The 23,642-nt window shown below is 71.7% G+C and carries 27 protein-coding genes; 16 read left to right on the top strand and 11 right to left on the bottom strand.

Going from position 1 to position 23,642, the window contains the following annotated elements:
* Positions 1-2 precede the first annotated feature (2 nt).
* A complete protein-coding gene (gene sodN / locus ACZ4O3_RS05075; protein WP_055634112.1) occupies positions 3-398 on the top strand; it encodes a superoxide dismutase, Ni in 396 nt (131 codons plus the stop codon).
* Between the two features lie 101 nt (positions 399-499).
* Positions 500-724, top strand: coding sequence for a hypothetical protein (locus ACZ4O3_RS05070; protein WP_362723757.1), 225 nt, complete (start codon positions 500-502; stop codon positions 722-724).
* Between the two features lie 108 nt (positions 725-832).
* Here the strand turns inward: ACZ4O3_RS05070 and ppk2 are convergent, their stop codons facing one another.
* Genes ppk2 through ACZ4O3_RS05055 form a run of 3 tightly spaced genes read right to left on the bottom strand, consistent with a single transcriptional unit; the run spans position 833 to position 3,162 of the window.
* The gene (gene ppk2, locus ACZ4O3_RS05065) at positions 833-1,729 is read right to left on the bottom strand and encodes a polyphosphate kinase 2 (protein WP_467721198.1); all 897 of its coding nucleotides are present in this window, start codon (positions 1,727-1,729) and stop codon (positions 833-835) included.
* Between the two features lie 33 nt (positions 1,730-1,762).
* Positions 1,763-1,993 carry a hypothetical protein gene (locus tag ACZ4O3_RS05060; protein WP_384991453.1) on the bottom strand — a complete coding sequence of 77 codons (231 nt, stop codon included), beginning with the start codon at positions 1,991-1,993 and terminating at the stop codon, positions 1,763-1,765.
* A 14-nt stretch (positions 1,994-2,007) separates the two neighbouring features.
* Complete coding sequence (locus ACZ4O3_RS05055) at positions 2,008-3,162, bottom strand: inorganic phosphate transporter (protein ID WP_362725591.1); 1,155 nt, start codon at positions 3,160-3,162, stop codon at positions 2,008-2,010.
* Positions 3,163-3,268: 106 nt separating this feature from the next.
* Between ACZ4O3_RS05055 and ACZ4O3_RS05050 the strand changes: the two genes are divergently transcribed.
* The 6 genes from ACZ4O3_RS05050 (at position 3,269) to ACZ4O3_RS05025 (ending at position 8,018) form a co-directional block, all read left to right on the top strand.
* Positions 3,269-3,667 carry a helix-turn-helix transcriptional regulator gene (locus ACZ4O3_RS05050; RefSeq protein WP_362725594.1) on the top strand — a complete coding sequence of 133 codons (399 nt, stop codon included), beginning with the start codon at positions 3,269-3,271 and terminating at the stop codon, positions 3,665-3,667.
* Between the two features lie 112 nt (positions 3,668-3,779).
* The gene (locus tag ACZ4O3_RS05045) at positions 3,780-4,148 is read left to right on the top strand and encodes an effector-associated constant component EACC1 (RefSeq protein ID WP_362725597.1); all 369 of its coding nucleotides are present in this window, start codon (positions 3,780-3,782) and stop codon (positions 4,146-4,148) included.
* 1 nt (position 4,149) lies between these two features.
* Entirely contained in the window at positions 4,150-5,481 is a 1,332-nt protein-coding gene (locus ACZ4O3_RS05040; protein WP_467721196.1) for a caspase family protein, read from the top strand.
* A complete protein-coding gene (locus ACZ4O3_RS05035) occupies positions 5,462-6,781 on the top strand; it encodes a Clp protease N-terminal domain-containing protein (protein WP_467721195.1) in 1,320 nt (439 codons plus the stop codon). Before ACZ4O3_RS05040 ends, ACZ4O3_RS05035 begins: the two co-directional genes overlap by 20 nt.
* Positions 6,782-6,831: 50 nt before the next feature.
* The gene (locus tag ACZ4O3_RS05030) at positions 6,832-7,248 is read left to right on the top strand and encodes a VOC family protein (protein ID WP_362731516.1); all 417 of its coding nucleotides are present in this window, start codon (positions 6,832-6,834) and stop codon (positions 7,246-7,248) included.
* Between the two features lie 29 nt (positions 7,249-7,277).
* Complete coding sequence (locus tag ACZ4O3_RS05025; protein WP_384991437.1) at positions 7,278-8,018, top strand: VOC family protein; 741 nt, start codon at positions 7,278-7,280, stop codon at positions 8,016-8,018.
* Here ACZ4O3_RS05025 and ACZ4O3_RS05020 read toward each other — a convergent pair whose 3' ends face one another.
* From ACZ4O3_RS05020 to ACZ4O3_RS05005, 4 genes are all read right to left on the bottom strand, one after another.
* Positions 8,019-8,351, bottom strand: a complete 333-nt coding sequence (locus tag ACZ4O3_RS05020; protein ID WP_362731512.1) for a DUF952 domain-containing protein — start codon at positions 8,349-8,351, stop codon at positions 8,019-8,021.
* A gap of 10 nt (positions 8,352-8,361) precedes the next feature.
* Entirely contained in the window at positions 8,362-8,571 is a 210-nt protein-coding gene (locus ACZ4O3_RS05015) for a hypothetical protein (protein ID WP_467721193.1), read from the bottom strand.
* Between the two features lie 161 nt (positions 8,572-8,732).
* Positions 8,733-9,833 (bottom strand): family 2 encapsulin nanocompartment cargo protein polyprenyl transferase, encoded by a 1,101-nt coding sequence (locus tag ACZ4O3_RS05010; RefSeq protein WP_467721192.1) that lies wholly within the window; start codon positions 9,831-9,833, stop codon positions 8,733-8,735.
* Between the two features lie 113 nt (positions 9,834-9,946).
* Positions 9,947-11,353 carry a family 2B encapsulin nanocompartment shell protein gene (locus tag ACZ4O3_RS05005; RefSeq protein WP_467721191.1) on the bottom strand — a complete coding sequence of 469 codons (1,407 nt, stop codon included), beginning with the start codon at positions 11,351-11,353 and terminating at the stop codon, positions 9,947-9,949.
* Positions 11,354-11,641: 288 nt separating this feature from the next.
* Here ACZ4O3_RS05005 and ACZ4O3_RS05000 point away from each other — a divergent pair, with 288 nt between their 5' ends.
* Both ACZ4O3_RS05000 and ACZ4O3_RS04995 read left to right on the top strand, forming a co-directional pair.
* The gene (locus ACZ4O3_RS05000; RefSeq protein ID WP_362729997.1) at positions 11,642-12,232 is read left to right on the top strand and encodes an N-acetylmuramoyl-L-alanine amidase; all 591 of its coding nucleotides are present in this window, start codon (positions 11,642-11,644) and stop codon (positions 12,230-12,232) included.
* A gap of 33 nt (positions 12,233-12,265) precedes the next feature.
* Positions 12,266-13,147, top strand: a complete 882-nt coding sequence (locus ACZ4O3_RS04995; protein ID WP_384991421.1) for a 1-aminocyclopropane-1-carboxylate deaminase/D-cysteine desulfhydrase — start codon at positions 12,266-12,268, stop codon at positions 13,145-13,147.
* A gap of 20 nt (positions 13,148-13,167) precedes the next feature.
* Here ACZ4O3_RS04995 and ACZ4O3_RS04990 read toward each other — a convergent pair whose 3' ends face one another.
* Complete coding sequence (locus ACZ4O3_RS04990; RefSeq protein WP_467721190.1) at positions 13,168-14,763, bottom strand: Na+/H+ antiporter; 1,596 nt, start codon at positions 14,761-14,763, stop codon at positions 13,168-13,170.
* Between the two features lie 61 nt (positions 14,764-14,824).
* On the opposite strand from ACZ4O3_RS04990, the gene ACZ4O3_RS04985 reads away from it, so the two are divergent.
* From ACZ4O3_RS04985 to ACZ4O3_RS04975, 3 genes are all read left to right on the top strand, one after another.
* Positions 14,825-15,085 carry a UBP-type zinc finger domain-containing protein gene (locus ACZ4O3_RS04985; protein ID WP_362715210.1) on the top strand — a complete coding sequence of 87 codons (261 nt, stop codon included), beginning with the start codon at positions 14,825-14,827 and terminating at the stop codon, positions 15,083-15,085.
* Positions 15,086-15,357: 272 nt separating this feature from the next.
* The gene (locus ACZ4O3_RS04980) at positions 15,358-15,771 is read left to right on the top strand and encodes an ATP-binding protein (protein WP_004925829.1); all 414 of its coding nucleotides are present in this window, start codon (positions 15,358-15,360) and stop codon (positions 15,769-15,771) included.
* 17 nt (positions 15,772-15,788) lie between these two features.
* On the top strand, positions 15,789-16,862 hold the full coding sequence (locus ACZ4O3_RS04975) for an RNA polymerase sigma factor SigF (protein WP_362715207.1): 1,074 nt from the start codon (positions 15,789-15,791) through the stop codon (positions 16,860-16,862).
* Positions 16,863-16,883: 21 nt separating this feature from the next.
* Here ACZ4O3_RS04975 and ACZ4O3_RS04970 read toward each other — a convergent pair whose 3' ends face one another.
* Positions 16,884-17,324, bottom strand: coding sequence for a hypothetical protein (locus ACZ4O3_RS04970; protein WP_362715204.1), 441 nt, complete (start codon positions 17,322-17,324; stop codon positions 16,884-16,886).
* A 135-nt stretch (positions 17,325-17,459) separates the two neighbouring features.
* On the opposite strand from ACZ4O3_RS04970, the gene ACZ4O3_RS04965 reads away from it, so the two are divergent.
* Positions 17,460-18,428 carry a diacylglycerol/lipid kinase family protein gene (locus ACZ4O3_RS04965; protein WP_362715201.1) on the top strand — a complete coding sequence of 323 codons (969 nt, stop codon included), beginning with the start codon at positions 17,460-17,462 and terminating at the stop codon, positions 18,426-18,428.
* A 319-nt stretch (positions 18,429-18,747) separates the two neighbouring features.
* Complete coding sequence (locus ACZ4O3_RS04960; RefSeq protein WP_010353616.1) at positions 18,748-19,005, top strand: WhiB family transcriptional regulator; 258 nt, start codon at positions 18,748-18,750, stop codon at positions 19,003-19,005.
* A 204-nt stretch (positions 19,006-19,209) separates the two neighbouring features.
* Here the strand turns inward: ACZ4O3_RS04960 and ACZ4O3_RS04955 are convergent, their stop codons facing one another.
* A complete protein-coding gene (locus ACZ4O3_RS04955; protein ID WP_362715216.1) occupies positions 19,210-20,676 on the bottom strand; it encodes a sensor histidine kinase in 1,467 nt (488 codons plus the stop codon).
* 572 nt (positions 20,677-21,248) lie between these two features.
* Between ACZ4O3_RS04955 and nagB the strand changes: the two genes are divergently transcribed.
* Entirely contained in the window at positions 21,249-22,034 is a 786-nt protein-coding gene (gene nagB / locus ACZ4O3_RS04950; RefSeq protein WP_362715198.1) for a glucosamine-6-phosphate deaminase, read from the top strand.
* Between the two features lie 120 nt (positions 22,035-22,154).
* On the opposite strand, the gene ACZ4O3_RS04945 is transcribed toward nagB, so the two are convergent.
* The gene (locus tag ACZ4O3_RS04945) at positions 22,155-23,639 is read right to left on the bottom strand and encodes a glycoside hydrolase family 3 protein (RefSeq protein WP_467721188.1); all 1,485 of its coding nucleotides are present in this window, start codon (positions 23,637-23,639) and stop codon (positions 22,155-22,157) included.
* Between the last annotated feature and the right edge of the window lie 3 nt (positions 23,640-23,642).

Below are 23,642 nucleotides of genomic sequence, written 5' to 3'. Positions count from 1 at the left end.
CCATGCTTTCCCGCCTGTTTGCCCCCAAGGTCAAGGTCAGCGCGCACTGCGACCTGCCCTGCGGTGTGTACGACCCGGCCCAGGCCCGCATCGAGGCGGAGTCGGTGAAGGCCGTGCAGGAGAAGATGGCCGCCAACGACGACCCGCACTTCCAGGCTCGCGCCACCGTCATCAAGGAGCAGCGCGCCGAGCTTGCCAAGCACCACGTGTCGGTGCTCTGGAGCGACTACTTCAAGCCCCCGCACTTCGAGAAGTACCCCCAGCTGCACGTGCTGGTGAACGACACCCTGAAGGCCCTGTCCGCCGCCAAGGCGTCCACGGACCCGAAGACCGGCGAGAAGGCCCTGGAGCTCATCGCCGAGATCGACAAGATCTTCTGGGAGACCAAGAAGGCCTGACCTTCCGGTCCCCCTCCCCGCACCCGGCCCGCAGGCCGCCACCCACGGCGACCACGGCGGACCGGGTGCGGTCGTCTTTCCCCCGTCACGGAAGGGCCGCCATGAACGACGCGCCTCGGCTCTGGAAAGTGGTCATCGCCCTGGAGGCCACCTCGGAGCAGGTGGACGCCCTCACCGACCGCTTCGTCGAGACGATCTGCCCGGACCCGGACCACGAGGGCCCCTGCGCGACCCCCTGGGCCCTGCACGTCACCGACGGCGCCTCGCTGGGCGCGCGGGAGCAGAAGCGGTTGCGCGCGGAGATCGAGGACACCATGGCCGACTGAGGCGGCGACCGGACGGAAACCGTTCGTGGAACCGGCGCGGCCGTGTTCCGCCGGTTCCACGAGCAAGGGGGCCGGCCGGGGATCCGGCCGGCCCCCTCGGCGTCGGTGCTAACGGTGGTCGTCCTCGCCGGCCTCCAGGAGGCCCGCCGCCGCGCCCACGACCCGCGGGTCCGGGCTGCCGACGACCTCCTCGTCCTTGTTGGCGTAGTCGAAGCGGGCCAGGACGCTGCGCATGGCCTCGACCCGGGCCCGCTTCTTGTCGTTGCTCTTGACCACCGTCCAGGGGGCGTACTCGGTGTCCGTCGCCCGGAACATCGCGACCTTCGCGGCCGTGTAGTCGTCCCAGCGGGCCAGCGAGGCCAGGTCCATCGGGCTGAGCTTCCACTGCCGTACCGGGTCGACCTGGCGGATGGTGAAGCGGGTCCGCTGCTCGCTCTGCGAGACCGAGAACCAGAACTTGACCAGGTCCACCCCGTCGTCCACGAGCATCCGCTCGAACAGCGGGGCCTGCCGCATGAAGCGCCGGTACTCGTCCTCCGAACAGAAGCCCATGACCCGCTCGACACCGGCCCGGTTGTACCAGGACCGGTCGAAGAGGACGATCTCACCGGCCGTCGGAAGGTGCTCGACGTAGCGCTGGAAGTACCACTGGCCGCTCTCGCGTTCGGAGGGCTTCTCCAGCGCCACCACCCGCGCGCCACGGGGGTTCAGGTGCTCCGTGAAGCGCTTGATGGTGCCGCCCTTGCCGGCCGCGTCCCGTCCCTCGAAGACGATGACGATCCGGCGTCCGGTCTCCTTGATCCAGGTCTGCAGCTTCAGCAGTTCGATCTGCTGGAGCCGCTTGTGCCACTCGTACTCCTTGCGCTCCATGCGCTGCGGGTACGGGTAGTTCTCCCGCCAGGTGTCGATCGGTGATCCGTCCGGGCGGATGAGTACGGGATCGTCCGGGTCGCTGTAGTCGACCTTCAGGTCGGCCAGGTCGGACAGCAGGTCCGGCGTCGTCATCCAGTCCTCCTCAGCGGCTTGTGGGTCGGTGGGTCAGTGGAACTGCGGGACGATCAGGTAGATGCCGTACGCCACCACCGCCGCGCAGGCCAGGAAGCACAGCCCGGCCTGGGCGGCGCCCACGGTGCTGGTGCCGCCGTGCTCCTTGGCCGCCTCGTAGCGGGCGAGCCCGAGGACGCCGAAGGCGAAGACGACCACCACGGCGAATGTAACTCCGATGCTCACCGCGGTGACCTCGCCGAGTGCGGTCCAGTCGATGTTCATGGGAACTCCCTCACTCAGGCGGCAGTGCCGACGTTGGACGGGGGCGTGGTGCGGATGGCGACCTCGTGACCGTCGTTGACGTTCTTCGCGTCGATCGGGTTGCGACGCGACAGCAGGACGATGCCCGCCGCGAGCGCGGCGCCGACCAGCGCGACCACGACCGTGCCGAAGTTGCCGCCGTGCTTGACCGTGGCCGCGGAGATGCCGCCGACCAGCGCCGCACAGGGCAGGGTGATCAGCCAGGCGGCCACCATGCGGCCGGCGATGCCCCAGCGGACCTCCGCGAGCCGTCGGCCGAGACCCGCGCCGAGGATGGAACCGGAGGCGACCTGCGTGGTGGACAGGGCGAAGCCCATGTGGGCCGAGGTCAGGATGACGGCCGTGGAGGCGGTCTCCGCCGCGAAGCCCTGCGGGGACTGGATCTCCGTCAGGCCCTTGCCCATGGTGCGGATGATCCGCCAGCCGCCGATGTAGGTGCCGAGGGCGATGGCGAGACCTGCGCTGAAGATCACCCAGATCGGCGGCCCGGCGTCGCCCGGGAGCGCGCCGACGGAGATCAGGGTCAGGGTGATGATGCCCATGGTCTTCTGGGCGTCGTTGGTGCCGTGCGCGAGCGAGACCAGCGAGGCCGAGCCGATCTGTCCGAGCCGGAAGCCCTTGGTCACCGAACCCTCGCGGCCGCGGGCGGTGAGTTTGTAGGCGCAGTACGTCGCGATCAGCGCGGCGACGCCCGCGACCACCGGTGAGGCGAACGCCGGGATGATGATCTTCTCAAGAACCTTGTCGAAGTTGACCGCGCCGGAGCCGGCACCGACCCACACGGCACCGATCAGTCCCCCGAACAGGGCGTGTGAGGAGCTGGAGGGCAGTCCGACCAGCCAGGTCAGCAGATTCCAGAGGATCGCCCCCACCAGCCCCGCGAAGATCATCGCCGGGGTCACCTTGGCGTCGTCGACGATGCCGCCGGAGATCGTCCTGGCGACCTCCGTCGAGAGGAAGGCTCCGGCCAGGTTCAGCACACCGCTGATCAGAACGGCTGTCTTCGGTTTGAGCGCTCCGGTCGCGATGGACGTGGCCATCGCGTTCGCCGTGTCATGGAACCCGTTGGTGAAGTCGAAAGCCAGCGCAGTGACGATCACGACCGCCACGAGGAACGTGATGTGGTCCATTCCTTAATGCAAACAAGTACGAGCCAATTGCGCGAGAACCGGAGGCGAACGAAGCCTCAAGAACAGACCCGGTCCGCCTGCGGGATGTGCATGCCATGCTGAGGCCATGACCCTGGAGGACCTGCGGCGGCTGCGCCGGGCGCGCGACCGCATGGACCGCGAGTACGCCGAGCCGCTCGACATGACCGAGCTCGCACGGACGGCCCTCATGTCCCCGGGACATTTCCAGCGCAGCTTCCGCAAGGCCTTCGGGGAGACGCCGTACAGCTACCTCATGACCCGGCGGGTCGAACGGGCCAAGGCACTGCTGCGGCGCGGGGACCTCACCGTGACGGAGGTGTGCATGGCCGTCGGCTGTACGTCCCTCGGGTCCTTCAGTTCGCGGTTCACCGAGCTGGTCGGGGAGACGCCGAGCGCGTACCGGGCCCGGGACCACGAGGAGAGCACGGTGATCCCGTCCTGCGTGGCCCGCACGTTCACCCGGCCCCGTCGCCGCCCGTACTGACCGGGTCACGTTCCGCTGTCCCGGCCCTACACTGGCCGTCAAGGTCAACACCGTTGCCCGCCACGGCCCGTGCGGGTCTCGGGCACGGGCCGTCCACGCATCGGGGGAATCCGTGGCAACTGCGATCATCTCCGTCCTGAGCCCCGCCCCGGTCACGGACGCCGAGTCCCTGACCGACTGGCTCAGAGGCGAGCCGGCGCTGGCCGGCAAGGTCCGGCTGACCGGTGGCGCCCCGGCCGAGGGCCAGCTGGGCGCCCCGCTGGACACGGTCTCCGTCCTGCTCGGCGCGGGCGGTCCGCTCACCGTGCTCGCCTCCTGTCTGCGCGCCTGGATCACCCAGCCGCGCCGCAGCGACGTGAAACTGACCGTCCGGCACGAGCACGGCCCGGCCGTCGAGATCGACGCCAGGCGGGTCAGCCGCGAGGACGTGGCGGAGATCCTGCGGCAGGCACTGGAGGAGCGTCCGGAACAGGGCGAGTGACGTGCGGCTCCCCGACCCCCACCGCTCCCGGGTCGTCCTGATCGGCGCGAGCCGCTACTCCGACCCGGCCCTGCCCGACCTGCCCGCCGTCGGGCGGACCGTCACCGATCTCGCCGGGCTGCTCACCGAGCCCCCGTACCGGCTCGTCCCGGAGAGCCACTGCACGGTCCTGCTCGACGACGGCGACCTGCGCACGGTCGGCGACCGGCTGCGCGCCGCCGTAGCCGGCGCCGAGGACCTCCTGCTGGTCCACTACGCCGGTCACGGCCTGGTCGCCGGCCGCCGCCACACCCTGTACCTGGCGCTGCCGGACAGCCGCTGGGAGGCACCCGAGTTCAACTCCCTGGAGTACGACAAGCTGCGCGACGCCGTCCTCGACTCCCCCGCCGAGACCAAGGTGGTCGTCCTGGACTGCTGTTTCTCCGGCCGGGCCGTCGGCGACTCGCTCAGCGCCGACCCGCCCGGCGGCGGGCCCGGGCCGATCGACCGGCTGGAGGTGGCCGGCACCTATGTGCTGACCTCCGCCCAGCGCGACCAGGTGGCCCTCGCCCTGCCCGGCGAGGAACACACCGCGTTCTCCGGCCGGTTGATCCGGCTGCTGCGCGAAGGGGTGGTCGGCGGGCCCGAGCTGCTCACGGTCGACGACCTCTACCGCCGGCTGAGCGCCGTCATGGCCGCCGAGGGTCTGCCCGCCCCGCTCAACCGGGGCGCCGGTACGGCAGGTTCGATCGCTCTGGGCATCAACCGCGCGTTCGCCACCTCCGCCGGACCCGAACTGCGCCGCCGCCACACGGCCGCCGTCGAGCAGGGCCGGGCCGGGGACTGGACGGGGGCCGCCGCGCTGCTGCGGGAGATCGTCGACGAGCAGACCCGGATCCTGGGCGCCGAGCACGAGGACACCCTGCGCGGCCGCCAGTCCCACGCGCACAGCCTCGGCGGCGCCGGCAGCCCCGTGGCGGCGGCCGGGCTGCTGCGCCGGCTCCTCGCCGACCAGTTGCGGCTGCTCGGCCCCGACCATGCGGACACCCTGCGCACCCGGCAGTTCCTCGCGGTGAACCTGGGCGAGGCGGGGCACCGGGAGGAGGCGGCCGGGATGCTCCGGGTGCTGCTCGCGGACCGGGGGCGGGTGCTGGGCACGGAACATCCGCACACGCTGCGGACCCGGCATCTGCTGGCCCGCAACCTGGCGTTCGCCGGCGGCCGCGAGGAGGCCCTGGCACTGCTGCGGGAGGTGGTGGCGGTGCGGGAACGGCTGCTTGGTCCCGAGCATCCGCACACCCGAAGGGCCCGGGCGGACCTGGCGGAGGTGAGCCGTGTACGAGCGGTTCAGTGACCGGGCTCGGGACGTCGTCGACCTCGCCCGCCAGCAGGCACGGGCGCTCAGGCACTGGTACGTCGAGCCCGGCCACGTCCTGCTCGCGCTGCTCGAGTCGGACGGGCCCGAGGTCGTACGGCTGCTCGGCACGTCCGCCGAAGGGCTGCGCGCGGCCCTGGCACCGGCCCTGGGCAGCGGCACCGTCGAACCCGGGGAGTACCTGCCGCTGACCGGTGCGGCCACCGCCGTGTTCGAACTGGCACCGCGGGAGGCCGACCGGCTGGGTCACCGGCTCGTGCAGCCCTTCCACATCCTGTTCGCCCTGCTGGCCACCGCGGACACCGTGCTGGCGGACGTGCTCGCGCAGACCCGGGTGGACCCCCGGCGCGTCCGTGCGTCCGCCACCGCTCCGGCCACCCCCGCCCTGCTGGACTCGGTCACCCGGGACCCGGCCGCCGGCGCCCCTCCCGTCGTCGGCCGCGCCGCGGAGATCGACCGGGTCCTGCGCACGCTCACCCGCCGCGACCGCCGGATCCCGCTGCTCACCGGACCGCCCGGTGTGGGCAAGAAGGCCGTGGCCGTGGGCGTCGCCCGGGCCGTCGAGCGGGGCCGGGTACCGGACGCCCTGCTCGGCCACCGGGTCCGCTCCCTGGACCTGCATGCCGTCCTGAGCGACCCGCGCCACCGCGCCCGCGGCACCGCTCTGGCGGCCGGCCTCCTCGACGAGATCAGGGACAGCACCGGCCTGCTCCTGCACGTGCCCGGGGCCCTCACCCGCCTGCGGCTGCCCGAGGGCACCACCACCCCGTTCGGCCTGCTGCGCCCGCTCCTGGAGAGCCCGGGTGTCCTGGTCTTCGGTGACTGCGGGGACTCGGACCACGACCGCCGGGACGCCGACCCCGGCCTCGACCGTCTCGTCCAGCCCGTCCCGCTCGAAGAGCCGCCCGCCGCCGACGTGGCCGAGATCCTCCGCGCCGGGCGGGCGCGCCTGGAGGCGCACCACGCGGTGACCCTCACCGACGAGGCCCTGACCGCCGCGGCCGCCCTCGCCCACGACCACGTCCCCGACCGGGCACTGCCCGGCTCGGCCCTCGGTCTCCTCGACGAGGCGGCGGCTCTGGTCCGGGCCGGAGCCGCCACCGCCACCGGCGCCGGCAGCACGGCCCGCACGGAGCCGCGTCCTGACGGCCCGCCGACCGTCACGGCCGCCCATGTCACCCAGGCCCTCGCCACCGCCTCGGGCATCCGCGTCGCCGGGCCCGCCGAACGGGCCGCCCCGCTCTCCGGCCACGACCCCTACGTCTGGGCCATGAGCTGAGGCCGTGAACCGATCCGGCACGGCCGGCCGTTTCCTCCTAGCCTGACCCCATGGACGTAAAACTCGCGCAGTGTTTCATCGCCGTCGACGACCATGACAAGGCGCTGGCCTTCTACCGGGACGTGCTCGGCCTGGAGGTCCACAACGACGTGGCGTTCGAGGGGATGCGCTGGGTGACCGTCGGGTCGCCCCAGCAGCCGGGCGTGGAGATCGTGCTGGAGCCGCCCGGCGCCAACCCGGACGCGTCCCCCGCCGACCGGCAGGCCATGGCCGAGCTGCTCGCCAAGGGCATGCTGCGGGGGGTCATCTTCTCCACCACCGACTGCGACGCGCTGTACGAGCGGGTGCGGGAACACGGCGGCGACGTCATCCAGGAGCCGACGGACCAGCACTGGGGCGTACGGGACTGCGCGTTCCGGGACCCCGCGGGCAACCTGCTGCGTTTCACCGAACGCCGGGACGAGTAGCCCCCGCGGGCCCCTCTACGATCCCCTCCATGACCATCCGCTGGACGTACGTCTTCGCCGACCGCCCCACCGCGCACCTCGCCGCCGCCCAGGCCTTCTGGACGGCCGTCACGGGCACCTTCCTCTCGGCGCCCCGCGGGCAGGACGACGAGTTCGTGACGCTGCTGCCGGCCAACGGCGTCGATGCCTGCGTCAAGATCCAGGGCGTCGACGCGGGCCCCGGCGGAGCCCACCTGGACCTGTGCGTCGAGGACGTGCCGGGCCTGGTGAAGCGGGCCCGGGAACTCGGCGCCGAACCGGTCGCCGAGCACGAGGGCTGGGCCGTACTGCGGTCGCCCGCCGGGCAGTTGTGGTGCGCGGCCCCCTGGCAGGGCGAGTCGGTGCGGCCGCCGGTCGTCGCGGGCAGCCGGCTCGACCAGGTCAGCCTCGACATCCCGCCGTCCGCGTACGCGACGGAGACCGCGTTCTGGGCGGAGCTGACCGGCTGGGAGCTGCTGACCGGTTCGCTGCCGGAGTTCCGGGTGCTCAGGCCACCGGCCGGGCTGCCCGTGCGGATCCTCCTCCAGCGGCTGGCCGACGAGCGCCCGGCCGCCGCCCATCTCGACCTGGCCTGCGAGGACGTCGCGGCGACCCGGGCCCGGCACGAGGAACTCGGCGCCGTCCACGTGGCCGACGGGCGGCACTGGACGGTGCTGCGCGACCCGGCGGGCGGCGTCTACTGCCTGACCGGCCGGGACCCGGAGACCGGCGGACTCCCGGACAGGGCCTAGCTAGCCCCAGGGCTCCACGTCCACCACGGCCGTGACCGGGATCGGCCCGTACACGTGCGGGAACTCCTCGCCGTCCGGCTGCACCGCCTCCCACCTCACCGGTACGCCGACCCGTGCCGGATCCACGACCAGTACCACCAGCTCGTCCGGGCCGTCGTAGGAGCCGTACAGGAACGCTGCCACGCGCGGGAGTTGGTCGCGGGTGGAGCAGTGGATGAAGCCCTCCTCCTGAAGGGTGCGGCCACGGGTGGACAGCTCGTAGGAGCCCCGCGCGCGGGCGTCCTCCCACAGGGAGCGCTCGGTGATGTGCAGGATGTTCGGAAGTCCGGTCATGCCGTCAACGCTAGGGCGTCCCCCGGTCCGTCTTCGCGGCGGACCCGGGCGCCGGGGCCGGGGCCGGCGGCCGCTCCTGCCGCCGGTTCCCCGCGCAGTCGGGATTACGGCAGGGAGCCGGTCCCCAGACCGGAACCCACGCGCCCAGCGTCTTGCGCCGATGCACCACTGTCTCGACGGCCTGCCCGCACACCGGGCAGACCCGGTCCTGGCTGTCCATGTCTCCAGCGTAGGCCGGAACGGGGGGATCCGGCGGCCGGCCATCCGCCGTGGAAAACGCCGGGCCCCGCACGCCGTGGGGATGTGCGGGACCCGTCGGGCCGGAGCCCCCGGGAGCCGTGCGGGGTCAGGAGCCGCGCGGTTCCGGGGGTTCCGGTGTCTTCACCTGCTGCGCCGGGTCACGAACTCGGCGAGCGCGAGCAGACCGCCGGCCGACTCGGGGTCGGGCACCGCACGGGCGAGCTCCTCCATGGCCAGGGCCATCCGGTCGGCCGCCTCGGCCTGCGCCCAGTCACGGCCGCCCGCCCGCTCCACGGCCAGTGCCGTGCGCGCGACCTCGTCGGCGTCGGCCCTCGCAGGCGGCTCGGCGTACAGCTCGGCGAGTTCGTCCGCGGCCGGGGTGCCGGAGGCGAGGGCCGCGACGACCGGCAGGGACTTCTTGCGGGCCGCCAGGTCCGCCCCGGCCGGCTTGCCGGTGCGCCGTGGATCCCCCCATATCCCGATGACGTCGTCGATCAGCTGGAAGGCGAGCCCGGCCTGCCGGCCGAAGCCGTCGAGCGCCGCCACCTCTTCCGCCGCCGCCCCCGCGTACAGCGCGCCGAGGGCGCAGGCGGAGCCGAGCAGTGCCCCGGTCTTGGCCTCGGCCATGACGAGCACCTCGTCGAGGGTGACCTCGCCCGGGGCCCGGTCCTCCATGGCCGTGTCCGCGTGCTGACCGGCGCACAGTTCCAGGACGCACCGCGCGAGCCGGGCGGCGGCGGGACCGGACGCCGGGTGCGGGTCCTCGGCGAGCAGCCCCAGGGCCAGCGCCTGGAGGGCGTCCCCGGCGAGGATCGCGTCGACGTCGCCGAACACGGTCCACGCCGTGGGCCGGTGCCGGCGTGTGGTGTCCCGGTCCATGACGTCGTCGTGCAGCAGCGTGAAGTTGTGCACCAGTTCCACGGCGGCAGCGGCCCGGACGGCGGCCGCGCGGGCCGCCGGGCCGCCGAGCGCGTCGGCGGCGGCGAGGACGAGAGCGGGCCGGATGGCCTTGCCCGCGTCGCCGGCCGCCGGCGTGCCGTCGGCGTGCTCCCACCCGAAGTGGTAGCGCGCGACCCGGCGCATGGCGCCGGGCAACGAGTCGACGGCCGCGTGCAGTTCGGGGTCGACGGACGCCCGGGCACGCTCCAGTACGGCCGCCGCCTCCGTCCCGTCGAGGGACTCGGGCCTCTCCGGCGGCACCCCCGTGGCGCGCTGCCGGCGCTCCGTCACGAACTCGGCCATGGCCTCCCCCTCGCGGAGTGGGCGTACGGTGGCGTCCGTGCCCCGGCTTCGCACGTACCCCGAGGGTGTACCCGCCCCGGAGGGCGGGAACACGGCCGCGAAGTGCGGAAACGTCACCTCCAGCGGCCGATCTCGACGTTCTCCAGCACGCCGAGGGCGTCGGGGACCAGGACGGCCGCCGAGTAGTAGGCCGTGACCAGGTAATTGATGATGGCCTGCTCGTTGATGCCCATGAAGCGCACCGACAGGCTCGGCTCGATCTCGTCGGGGATCCCGGACTGGCGCAGCCCGATGACGCCCTGGTCCGCCTCGCCCGTGCGCATGGCGATGATCGAGGTGGTCCGGGCCTCGGAGACCGGGATCTTGTTGCACGGGTAGAGCGGGACCCCGCGCCAGGTCGGGATGCGGTTGCCGCCGACCTCGATGGACTCGGGGACCAGTCCGCGCTTGTTGAGCTCGCGGCCGAAGGCGGCGATCGCCCGCGGGTGGGCGAGGAAGAGCTTGGTGCCGCGGCGGCGGCTGAGCAGCTCGTCCATGTCGTCCGGGCTGGGCACGCCGTCGTGCGGCTGCAGCCGCTGGTCGTACTGGCAGTTGCTGAGCAGGCCGAACTCCGGGTTGTTGATCAGCTCGTGCTCCTGGCGCTCCTTCAACGCCTCGACGGTCAGCCGGAGCTGGTGCTCGGTCTGGTTCATGGGCTGGTTGTAGAGGTCGGCCACCCGGGTGTGGATGCGCAGCACGGTCTGGGCGATGCTCAGCTCGTACTCGCGCGGCCGGGCCTCGTAGTCGACGAAGGTGTTCGGGATCTCGGGCTCGCCACTGTGGCCGGCCGCGAGGGCGACCTCCTTCTCACCGAACTTGTTGGTGCGCTGCTCGGGGATCGCGCGCAGCCGGTGCAGGTGCTCGCGCAGCGAGTCGGCGCGCTCGGCGACCTGCTCGAAGTCCTGCCGGGACAGGGTCAGGACGGTACAGGCCGTGTCCGCACGGGCGGTGTACTCCCAGATGGCGTCCGGGTCGATCAGGCCCTGCTCGCCGAAGTGCGCGCCGTCGGCGAGGACACCGAGCACCGCGTCGTCGCCGTACGGGCCGGTGCCGATCTTCTCGACCCGGCCGTGGGCCAGCAGGTGGACCTCCTCCGCCTGGCTGCCGAACGAGGCGATGACCTCGCCCGCGGCGAAGTCGCGCTGCCGGCACCGCTGGGCCAGCTCCCCCAGCACCTCCTGGTCCTCGTAGGACCGCAGGACGGGCAGTTCGCCCAGCTCCGCGGGGATGACCTCGACCCGGTCTCCGGTCTTCAGGAACGTGATACGGCCGTCACCGACGGTGTAGGTGAGCCGCCGGTTCACTCGGTACGTGCCGCCCTGGACGTCCACCCAGGGCAGTGTCCGCAGCAGCCAGCGGGAGCTGATCTCCTGCATCTGGGGCGCGGACTTGGTCGTGGTGGCCAGGTTCCGCGCGGCCGCCGTGTCCAGGGACTGCTGCGGCTTGCCCTGATCCGTGCGGACCTCTTCGCCTACCGACATAGAGAAATGCCCTCCCATACCTGCGCGGATGCCGAACTGTCCACGCATCGGTCTCACCGGCCACCCTGTCATCACGGAGCGTGCCCGTGCCATTACCCGAAAGAGCGGGAATAGATCATCGAACATGTGGGCATGCCGGGCGAATAGTCGCTCAACCGGCCTGCGATATGCCGACTTGTCCTGATCGGCTCGCACGTGATCCGAACATCGCCTCGGGGGCTGGCCGTGGATCCGCGCGTTCTGTAGAAGGTTCGGCACCAGCCGAGCACAGAAGCTAAGGAGGCGGTCATGGCCCCACCCATGTCCGCGGAGGTCTTCCTCGACGCGTTGCGCAGCGAGGGCGTCACGGTCGTCGAGGTCGGCGACTGGAGGGAACACAACCGCAACCACAAGGGGCCCTGGGGCCCGGTCCACGGCGTGATGATCCACCACACGGTGACCCACGGCGCGGCCCGCACGGTGCGGATCTGCTACGACGGCCGCCCGGACCTCCCCGGCCCGCTCTGCCACGGTGTCATCACCAAGGACGGCACGGTCCACCTCGTCGGCCACGGCCGCGCCAACCACGCGGGACCGGGCGACGACGACGTGCTGCGCGCCGTGATCGCCGAGAAGGCCCTGCCCCGGGACAACGAGGCGAACACCGACGGCAACCGGCACTTCTACGGCTTCGAGTGCGAGAACCTGGGCGACGGCGAGGACCCCTGGCCCGCGGCCCAGCTGGAGGCGATCGAGAGGGTGGCGGCGGCGGTGTGCCGGCGGCACGGCTGGTCGGAGCGGTCGGTGATCGGCCACGCGGAGTGGCAGCCGGGGAAGGTGGACCCCCGTGGTTTCACGATGGCCTGGCTGCGCGAGCGCGTCCGGGACCGCCTGAAGTGACCCGGTGCCCGCACTCCGGGCGACAATGACCGCGTGACCAGCGCCGACATACTCAGCCCCCGGCTCCCGTCCCCTCTTGAGGAGGTGGCCGACGACCGGTTCGCCCGCCGCGGCGTCCGGCTCCTCCTCAAGCGGGACGACCTGATCCACCCGGAGCTGATCGGCAACAAGTGGCGCAAGCTGGTCCCGAACATCGAGGCGGCGGCCGGACGGCCGGTGCTCACCTTCGGCGGGGCGTACTCCAACCATCTGCGGGCGACGGCAGCGGCCGGGCGCCTGCTCGGCTTTCCGACGGTGGGCGTGGTCCGGGGCGAGGAACTGGCCGCCCGGCCGCTGAACCCCTCGCTGGCGCGGTGCGCGGCCGACGGCATGCGGCTGCACTTCGTCGACAGGTCGGTCTACCGGCGCAAGACCGAACCGGCGGTGGTGGCCGCGCTGGCGCGGGCGGCGGGGGCCGAGGACGCGTACGTCGTGCCGGAGGGCGGCAGCAACGCGGCCGCGGTCCGCGGCTGCCGGGCCCTGGGCGAGGAGCTGCGCGACCGCGCCGACCTGGTGGCGACGGCGTGCGGAACCGGGGGCACGCTGGCCGGGCTCGCCGCCGGACTGGGCGCGGGACAGCGGGCGCTGGGGGTGCCGGTGCTGCGCGGCGGCTTCCTGGCCGGGGAGACGGAGCGGCTCCAGCGGGAGGCGTTCGGGGGGCGGCGCGGGGACTGGTCGCTCGACGAGCGGTTCCACTTCGGCGGATACGGGCGGACGACCCCCGGCCTCGACGACTTCGCACGGGACTTCGAGGACCGGCACGGGGTGACGGTGGAGCGGCTGTATGTCGCCAAACTGCTCTATGGGCTTGTCGAGCTGGCAGCGGAAGGCGCCCTGCCCAGCGGGATCCGGGTGGCGGCGGTCATCACCGCCTGACCTGCGCTTCCGTCGGAACCTCAGGTCGCCTCCCGGAACGCCGCCGCCTCCTCCAGGTCCAGTCGGCGCAGCAGGGTGCGGAGCATCTCGTCGTCGATGTAGCGGTGGTCGCGGAGCCGGACGAAGACCGCGCGTTCGGCGCTGATCATGTCGCGGGACAGCCGCCGGTAGGTCTCGTCGACCGACTCGCCGGTGACGGGGTTGGTCTGGCCGAGACGCTCCCACACGGCGTTGCGACGGCGTTCCAGGACACTGCGCAGGCGGTCGGCGAGCGGCGGCGGCAGCTCGTTGCGTTCGTCGGAGAGGAGGTCTTCGAGGCGGTTCTCGGCCGCGCGGGAGGCCTGCGCCTGGGCGTTGGCCTCGGCGAGGGTCTCGGCCTGCACGTCCCGGGGCGGGAACTTCATCAGGCGGATCAGCGGGGCCAGGCTCAGGCCCTGCACCACCAGGGTGCCGATGACGGTCGTGAAGGTCAGGAACAGGATCAGGTTGCGCTGCGGGAAGGCGCTGCCGTCGTGCAGGGTGAGCGGGATCGAGAAGGCGATGGCCAGCGAGACGACGCCGCGCATGGCGGCCCAGGACTCGACGACGGGCGATCTCCAGTCGAGGTCCCCCTCCCGCTCGCGGATCCGGGGGAACACCAGGCGCGGCAGGACGGCCGCCGGGTACATCCACACGAACCGGGCCGCGACCACGACGAGGAAGAGGGCGGTCGCGTACCAGGCGGCGTCGATGCCCCGGTACGCGCCGAGGCCCTTCAGGACGACCGGCAGCTGCAGTCCGATCAGCGCGAAGACCGCCGACTCCAGCAGGAACGCGACCATCCGCCACACCGCGTCCTCCTGGAGGCGGGTGGCGAAGTCGACCTCCCAGGCGCGGTGGCCGAGGTAGAGGGCGACCACCACGACCGCCAGCACGCCGGAGGCGTGCAGCTGCTCGGCGACGCCGTAGGCGACGAACGGGATCAGCAGCGACAGCGTGTTCTGGAGCAGGGCCTCCTTCAGATGGGTGCGCAGCCAGTGGATCGGCACCATCAGCGCCAGCCCGACCAGCACGCCGCCGATCGCGGCCACCAGGAACTCGCCGACCCCGTGCATCCAGGAGGCGCCCTCGCCGATGGCGGCCGCGACGGCCACCCGGTAGGCGGTGATCGCGGTGGCGTCGTTGAGCAGGGACTCGCCCTGCAGGATCGTGGTGAGCCGGGACGGCAGCCCCACCCGGCGGGCGATCGCGGCGGCCGCGACGGCGTCCGTCGGTGCCAGCACCGCACCCAGCGCCAGCGCCGCGGGCAACGGCAGGCCGGGCACGATCGCGTAGGCGGCCCAGCCGACCACGAAGGTCGCGAAGAGCACGTAGCCGACCGACAGCAGCGCCACGGGCCGCATGTTGGCCCGCAGGTCGAGGTACGAGCTCTCGGTGCCCTCCTTGTACAGCAGCGGGGGCAGCACGAGCGGCAGCACGATCTCCGGGTCGAGCGTGTAGTCGGGGACTCCGGGGATGTACGAGACGGCCAGGCCGACGGCGACCAGCAGCAGGGGCGCCGGCACCGGGGTACGCCGCGCCACGCCCGCGACCGTCGCGCTTCCCGCCACCAGCAACAGCAGTGGCAACACGTCCATGATCCTCGCCCACCCTCATTTTCCGCGCGGCCACCCGCACACCCGTCGTAATCTGGCAATCATGAAACAGTGCACGCATGCCGGCGCGCTGCCGCACCCGGAACCCCGACCGCTGGACGAGACCTGCCCGGAGTGCTTCTCCCAGGGCTGGCACCCGGTTCAGCTGCGGCTCTGTCTGACCTGTGGCCATGTCGGCTGCTGCGACTCGTCGCCGGGAAGACACGCGACGGAGCATCACGAGACGTCAGGTCACCCCGTGATGCGGACCTTCGAGCCCGGCGAGGACTGGCGCTGGTGCTTCGTCGACCACGTCCTCGTGTGACACTGCACTACGGCCGCTGAAGGCGGCCGTGGCGACGGTTCGACGGTTCGACGCCGGGGTACGTCAACCCGGCGCGCGCTCTTCCCAATTGGACAAGCCGGACCCCTAGACACGGAGCGTATCCACAGGTTTACTGTGAGTGACGCCAGGGGGTTGGGGTCCCGGGACAGAAAAGTTCGGAGCGCGGTAGCGTCACCGCTGAACCACGTAGTGCGTTACCCCGGGGGGCGACCCCTCGGCCCCGAAATGCTTGTACCACCATGGAGGTGAGGGTGTCCCAGATCGCAGGCGAGCCCGCGACCCAGGACTTCGTGGAAGTCCGGCTGCCGGCTGCGGGTGCCTACCTGTCGGTGCTGCGGACGGCCACGGCCGGTCTCGCCGCCCGCTTGGACTTCACCCTGGACGAGATCGAGGACCTGCGCATCGCGGTGGACGAGGCCTGCGCGATCCTGCTCCAGCAGGCCGTTCCCGGCTCGGTGCTCAGCTGTGTCTTCCGCCTCGTCGACGACTCGCTGGAGGTCACGGTCTCCGCGCCGACCACGGACGGTCACGCCCCTTCGCGCGACACCTTCGCCTGGACCGTGCTGTCGGCCCTGGCGGGCAAGGTCTCGTCGGCCGTCGACGAGGACAAGACCGTGTCGATCAGCCTCTACAAACAGCGCGGCGCGGGACCCGGGCCGGCGTGAGGAACGAGGACGGGCCGGTGCGGGACGAAGAGCGCGGCACACGGGAGCTGTCGGCCGGGGGCGAAGAGCCCGAGGCCGACTCCCGCCGCATGGCTGACGGCATCGACGGCATCCCGGAACAGGCCAGGCCGCACCCGGAGGAACCCTCCGCGCGCGCCGGGCTGGAGGGTGCCGCGCAGAGCGCGCCCCCGGAAGGGCGGAACGGGGCCACGGCCCCGGACCGAGCCGGGGCGAAGGCTCGTGGAAGGGCGACGGGCGGGACGATGAGCGAGCACGAGCGATACGCCGAGAACGAGGCGCTGGCCGCGGAGGTCGTGCAGGCGACCCACCACGAACCTCAGGACCGCAGCGGGGCGCGCGCCATGTTCATCGAGCTGCGCAAGCTCAAGGACGGCAGCCCGGAGTACGCGGAGCTGCGCAACAGGCTGGTCCGGATGCACCTGCCGCTCGTGGAGCACCTCGCGCGCCGGTTCCGCAACCGCGGCGAGCCGCTGGACGACCTCACCCAGGTCGCCACGATCGGCCTGATCAAGTCGGTGGACCGCTTCGACCCGGAGCGGGGCGTGGAGTTCTCCACGTACGCCACCCCGACCGTGGTCGGCGAGATCAAGCGCCACTTCCGCGACAAGGGCTGGGCGGTCCGCGTCCCGCGCCGCCTGCAGGAGCTGCGTCTCGCGCTGACCACCGCCACGGCGGAGCTGTCCCAGCAGCACGGCCGCTCCCCCACGGTCCACGAGCTGGCCGAGAAGCTCGCGATCTCGGAGGAGGAGGTCCTGGAGGGCCTGGAGTCGGCCAACGCGTACTCCACGCTGTCCCTGGACGTTCCCGACACCGACGACGAGTCCCCGGCGGTCGCCGACACACTCGGCGCCGAGGACGAGGCACTGGAGGGCGTCGAGTACCGCGAGTCCCTCAAGCCGCTGCTGGAAGACCTGCCGCCCCGCGAGAAGCGGATCCTTCTCCTCCGCTTCTTCGGCAACATGACGCAGTCCCAGATCGCCCAGGAAGTCGGCATCAGCCAGATGCACGTCTCCCGGCTGCTGGCGCGGACCCTGGCCCAGCTTCGCGAGAAGCTGCTGGTCGAGGAGTAGGTCTTTCCGCCGGCGACCGGATCAGCCGCTGCGCCCCGGCCCCTTGATCCCCAGGGCCCGGGTCGTGGCAGAGTTCACCAGCAGGACCAGCGAGGCGACGGCCACCACGGCCAACGCGATCCCCGCCGGAATGGCCGCGCTGTCGGCCTGCAGCAGGCTGTAGGCCACCGGCAGCGCCATGATCTGCGTGATCACCGCGGGTCCCCGGCTCCAGCTCCTGCGCAGGAGCAGCCCCCGCGCCGCCAGCAGCGGCAGCAGCGCCAGCACGATCACGGTGATGCCCCCGGTGACGGCCTGTCCCCGGTCGTCCGGAGATCCGGTGAGCCCGAGGACCAGCATCCAGACCCCGCCGACGGCCAGCGCGAGCCCTTCCAGCCCGCTCAGCGCGGCCGCGTACGTCAGCCTTCGCGGACGGGGCCCGTCGGTCACGTCGGCCTTCTCGGCCGTAGGCGCATTGCTCACGGCAGAAGGGTAGCCCTCGCCCGAAAACGCGGGCCCGGCCCCTCGGCGCCACGTGTTCAGACTCACGCCTCTTTCTCTTACCGGATCCCTAACGCGGCCTGGGCCCGGTACTTCCCAGTAGGTACGCTGCAATCCATGCGTGCACTTCTCGTGGTCAATCCGGCGGCAACCACCACAAGCGCACGTAGGCGCGATGTCCTGATCCACGCGCTCGCGAGCGAGGTCGAACTGGAGGCCGTCACCACCGAGTACCGCGGCCACGCCCGTGACCTGGGCCGGCAGGCGGCGGAGAGCGAGGACATCGACCTGGTCGTGGCCCTCGGCGGCGACGGCACGGTCAACGAGGTGGTCAACGGCCTCCTCCACGCCGGCCCCGACCCGGACCGGCTGCCCGGACTCGCGGTGGTCCCCGGCGGCTCCACCAATGTCTTCGCGCGGGCCCTCGGCCTGCCCAACGACCCGGTCGAGGCCACCGGCGCCCTGCTCGGCGCGCTGCGCGAGAAACAGGAGCGGGTCGTCGGCCTCGGCCTGACGGCCGGCACCCCCGGCACCGCGGACGAGGCCGTCCCGGCCCGCTGGTTCACCTTCAACGCGGGGCTCGGCTTCGACGCCGGCGTGGTCGGCAGGGTCGAACAGCAGCGGGAACTCGGCAAGAAGTCGACGCACGCACTGTATGTACGACAGGTCGTACGGCAGTTCTTCGGTGAGGAGCACCGCCGGCACGGCACGATCACCCTGGAACGCCCCGGGGCCGACCCGGTCACGGATCTTGTGGTGGCGATAGTCTCGAACACCTCGCCCTGGACGTATCTCGGCAATCGTCCGATGTACACGTCGCCTAAGGCCTCGTTCGATAAAGGCATCGACGTACTCGGTCTCAGCCGCCTGTCGACAGCCGCGGTTGCCCGGTATGGCACCCAGTTGCTCACTTCGTCCCCCGAGCGCGGACCCCATGGCAAGCACGCCGTGTCCTTGCACGACCTGGACCAGTTCACCTTGCATTCGAAGGTCCCCCTCCCCCTTCAGATGGACGGCGACCACCTAGGACTGCGTACGAGCGTGACGTTCACAGGCGTACGCCGCGCACTGCGTGTGATTGTGTGAGCGGAACGGGCCAAAGTCCTTTCACTCGAACGTTTAGGCCAGGATCCACCCCATGGAAGTACGGCTGTGACCCAGTCGACACCGAGGAATCAAAAAAAACTTTCCGGAAGGGGTTGTATCCGTCGCTGAGGTTTGCGAGGCTCTACGTGGCGGTCGGGACAGCCCGCAACACTGGCGTCCACTGATCACCGGAATCCCCTTCAACTCACAGGACCCCTGCCAGGGAACCTGGCGGTCGGCCCTTCACTTGTTGAGGGATTCGTGAAAGCGTTCACATTCACAAGCAACGTGCATGTAATACCAAGGAGAGGTAGCAGCCATGGACTGGCGTCACAACGCCGTTTGCCGCGAGGAAGACCCCGAGCTCTTCTTCCCCATCGGCAACACCGGTCCTGCGCTGCTGCAGATCGAGGAAGCCAAGGCCGTCTGCCGTCGCTGTCCCGTCATGGACCAGTGTCTGCAGTGGGCGCTCGAGTCCGGTCAGGACTCCGGCGTCTGGGGTGGTCTCAGCGAGGACGAGCGTCGCGCGATGAAGCGCCGTGCCGCCCGCAACCGGGCCCGTCAGGCCACCGCCTGACAGTCCCACCCCTGGTGACGGCCTGAGCTTGGCGGCGCGTACAGCGAGTACGCATCTCCCGCCCCCGAGCCGCAGCGCGCAGTACCCCGATGCGCTTAAGAGCAGCAACGAGTAATCGGCCCCGGACCCACCAGGTCCGGGGCTCTTTGCTGTGCCCAGGCGGCCGTTGCCGTGGCCCCGCTGCCCGACGTTCCCCCGGCCGGGCTACTTCTGCGGCTGCACCGGAACGTCGAGGATCACCCTGGTCCCCCGCTCCGGCGCCGGCACCATGTCGAACGTGCCGCCCAACTCGCCCTCCACCAGCGTCCGTACGATCTGCAGACCGAGGTTGCCGGAGCGGTGCGGGTCGAACCCCTCGGGCAGGCCGACGCCGTCGTCCTGGACGGTGACCAGGAGTCGCGCCTCCTTGGTGGTGCCGCCCCGCACCGCCGTGACCTCGACGGTGCCCGTCTCGCCCTCGCGGAAGCCGTGTTCGAGGGCGTTCTGCAGGATCTCGGTGAGGACCATCGACAGCGGGGTCGCCACCTCGGCGTCGAGTATGCCGAAGCGTCCGGTGCGCCGGCCGGCGACCTTGCCCGGCGAGATCTCCGCGACCATCGCCAGCACCCGGTCGGCGATCTCGTCGAACTCCACGCGCTCGTCCAGGTTCTGGGACAGCGTCTCATGCACGATCGCGATCGAGCCGACCCGTCGGACGGCCTCCTCCAGGGCCTCCCGGCCGCGCTCGGACTCGATCCGGCGGGCCTGCAGGCGCAACAGCGCGGCCACCGTCTGGAGGTTGTTCTTCACCCGGTGGTGGATCTCCCGGATGGTCGCATCCTTGGTGATCAACTCGCGTTCACGGCGCCGCAGTTCGGTGACGTCCCGGAGCAGTACCAGGGAACCGATACGGGTGCCCTTGGGCTTGAGCGGGATCGCCCGGAACTGGATCGCGCCGTCGCTGGACTCGATCTCGAACTCGCGCGGCGCCCAGCCGCTGGCGACCTTGGCGAGCGCCTCGTCCACCGGCCCGCGGGTCGGGGCGAGTTCCGCGGTGGTCTGGCCGAGGTGGTGACCGAGCAGGTCGGAGGCGAGGCCGAGGCGATGGTAGGCCGAGAGGGCGTTCGGGGAGGCGTACTGGACGATGCCGTCCGCGTCCAGCCGGATCAGGCCGTCGCCGACACGCGGCGAGGCGTCCATGTCGACCTGCTGGTTCGGGAAGGGAAACGATCCGGCAGCGATCATCTGCGCGAGGTCGGAGGCGCTCTGGAGGTAGGTCAGCTCCAACCGGCTCGGGGTGCGCACGGTCAGCAGGTTGGTGTTGCGGGCGATGACCCCGAGGACCCGGCCCTCACGCCGTACCGGGATGGACTCGACCCGTACGGGGACCTCTTCCCGCCACTCCGGGTCACCCTCCCGGACGATCCGGCCCTCGTCCAGCGCGATGTCCAGCATGGGGCGCCGGCCCCGGGGCACCAGATGACCGATCATGTCGTCCTGGTAGGAGGTCGGGCCGGTGTTGGGGCGCATCTGCGCCACCGAGACATAGCGGGTGCCGTCCGCGGTGGGAACCCACAGGACCAGGTCGGCGAAGGAGAGGTCGGAGAGCAGCTGCCACTCCGAGACCAGCAGATGGAGCCACTCGAGGTCGGAGTCGTCGAGGGCGGTGTGCTGGCGGACCAGTTCGTTCATGGAGGGCACGTCTGCGAGCGTACCCGCGGGTCTGTTGATGGCCTAAAAACGGCCGAGAACACCCGCGGGCCGCGGCGCCTGGGAGGGACCCTCAACCCTCCCGGCACCGCAGCCCGGAGCAGCAACGGCCACGGGGTGTGCGGTCCCGACAGGCCGAAGGTGAGGACCCGGGGCAGTCAGGGCAGAGAGCTCCGGTTCCTCGGTCCGTCCTCCTGTGCGGGGAGGACGGAAGAGTGCGACTGTGTCGTACGGTGCCGCCGTACTCCTTCAGTCCTGGTACGCAATTGTGGACTAGACCACGGTGTGTGTCCATGCGTTGGAGACTGTTCACAGTCGATGCGATCGCAGCGTAGCCCGCCGGAGGCGGCCGTGGGGCCCGATGGGGCGCGGCATTTTCCGACACCCCGGCGGACGGGCGGGATTTTTCCTTGATTCACCCGTTCTGACGTATTCACGTAACCTCACACTTGTCCCCTTTTCGCTGCACCGCTCCCGGGGTGACGGGGGCTGGTTCTGTTAGATTGGTCCCATCGGATTGGTCTAAACCACATAGACAGAACGGCAGGCCCAGCGTGGAAGTTGTCATCGTTCCGGACGCCGCCGCGGGTGGCGAGCTGATCGCCGAGGCCATGGCCCAGCTGCTCGGCCGCAAGCCGGACGCGCTGCTCGGGGTGGCCACGGGCTCGACCCCGCTGCCCATCTACCAGGCGCTCACGGCCAAGGTGCGGTCCGGGGCCGTGGACACCTCGCGGGCGCGGATAGCCCAGCTCGACGAGTACGTGGGACTGCCGGCCGAGCATCCGGAGTCGTACCGGTCGGTGCTGCGGCGCGAGGTGCTGGAGCCGCTCGGGATCGGGATGGACGCGTTCCTCGGCCCCGACGGCGCGGCCGAGGACGTACAGGCCGCCTGCGAGGCGTACGACGGGGCGCTGGCGCGGGCGGGCGGCGTGGATCTGCAGTTGCTCGGGATCGGCACGGACGGACACATCGGGTTCAACGAGCCGTGTTCGTCCCTCGCCTCCCGGACGCGGATCAAGACGCTCACCGAGCAGACCCGGGTCGACAACGCGCGGTTCTTCGACGGCGACATCGCGCAGGTGCCGCACCATGTGATCACCCAGGGGATCGGGACGATCCTGGAGGCGCGGCATCTGGTGCTGCTCGCGACGGGCGAGGGGAAGGCCGACGCGGTCGCGGCGACCGTGGAAGGGCCGGTCGCCGCGGTGTGTCCCGCGTCGGCGCTGCAGTTGCACCCGCATGCCACGGTCGTGGTGGACGAGGCTGCCGCGTCCAAGCTGAAGCTTGCGGAGTACTTCCGGTACACGTTCGCCAACAAGCCCGCTTGGCAGGGTATTTGAGAGCGGTCGCGTCTGCCGTGTTCGGCCGTGCGCCGCGCGCGGCGTGGGGGCCGGTCGCGCAGTCCCTCCCCCGGCCTCCGGCCGGGGGACCCCCGGCGCCCCCCTGAAGGGGCGCTCCGCTCACCGGGGTGCGATGACCTCCGCCGCCGCCGTGCCGCAGACCCTCGCCGCGCCGTGGGTCGCGATGTGCAGGGCACCCCTGGGCGGCGCCTGGGGGACGCCCATCTCCACCACGATCGTGTCGGGGCGGGACTTGAGGAGTACGTCCAGGGCCGTGGTCATCCAGGGGTGGCGGTGCTCGTCCCGGAGCACGGCCACGATCCTGCGGTCGCCGGCCGCCGACAGGGCGTCCTCGCCCGCGTGGTCGCCCGTGAAGCCGGCCGTCTCCGTTTCGGGCAGGCGGCGGGACAGTTCCGCCGCCACCCCCCAGGGGGTCTCCGTGCCCACCGCGATGTTGGACACCGGGGTGAACACGGCCACGAAGGGGGCCGTGGTCAGGGGCGGGTAGGGATCGACGCGCGTCACGTCCAGTGCGCGGCGGGCGGCGACGAGGCCGATGTCCGCGGCCGCGGAGTCCGGCTGCGCCCGCTCCGTCGTGGCCGTCCAGCGGGCCAGTGACCGTACCCGGTCCGCCGCCTCCGCCAGGCGTTCCTCGGGGAGTTCGCCGGAGCGGACCGCCGCGACCAGGGCGTCGCGCAGACGCCGTACCGTCTCCTCGTCCGCGAGACCGCCGCCCACGCAGATCGCGTCCGCTCCGGCGGCGATGGCCAGGACGCTGCCGTGTTCGATGCCGTACGTCGCGGAGATGGCCTGCATCTCCATCCCGTCGGTGACGATCAGGCCCTCGTAGCCGAGTTCGCCGCGCAGCAGGTCGGTGAGGATCGTGCGGGACAGCGTGGCCGGCCGGGCCGGATCCAGTGCCGGGACCAGGATGTGCGCGCTCATCACGGCACGGGTGCCGGCGGCGATGGCGGCGCGGAAGGGGGCCAGCTCGCGGGCGTGCAGGACGTCGCCGGCGGCGTCGATGCGGGGCAGGGCGAGGTGCGAGTCGACGGCCGTGTCGCCGTGGCCCGGGAAGTGCTTGGTGCAGGCCGCGACCCCGGCCGACTGGAGACCGGTGACATAGGCCGCCGCGTGGCGGGCCACCAGGTCCGGGTCGGCGCCGAAGGAACGGACGCCGATGACCGGGTTGGCCGGGTTGGAGTTGACGTCGGCGGACGGGGCCCAGTTGAAGTTCACCCCGCAGGCCGCGAGGCGGCGGCCCAGTTCGAGGGCGACCTCCCGGGTCAGTTCCACGTCGTCGACCGCGCCGAGGGCGTGGTTGCCGGGGAAGGAGGAGCCGGTGTGCACCTCGAGGCGGGTGACGTCACCGCCCTCCTCGTCGACCGCCACCAGGACGTCGTCCCGTTCGGCGCGCAACTGGGCTGTGAGAGCGGCGAGTTGCTCGGGCGAGGCGATGTTGCGGCCGAACAGGCCCACGGCGGCCAGGCCTTCGCCGAGCCGGCGCAGCAGCCAGTCGGGGGCGGTGGTGCCGGTGAAGCCGGGCTGGAGGACCGTCAGCGCGTCGCGCGTGAGTGTGTCCGTACCGCTGGCGAGTGTCGTCATCGG

It is taken from the genome of Streptomyces sp. NPDC026515, assembly GCF_055567595.1.
The sequence above is the reverse complement of the archived record's forward strand: the minus strand, read 5'-3'. Positions and strand labels throughout refer to the sequence as shown.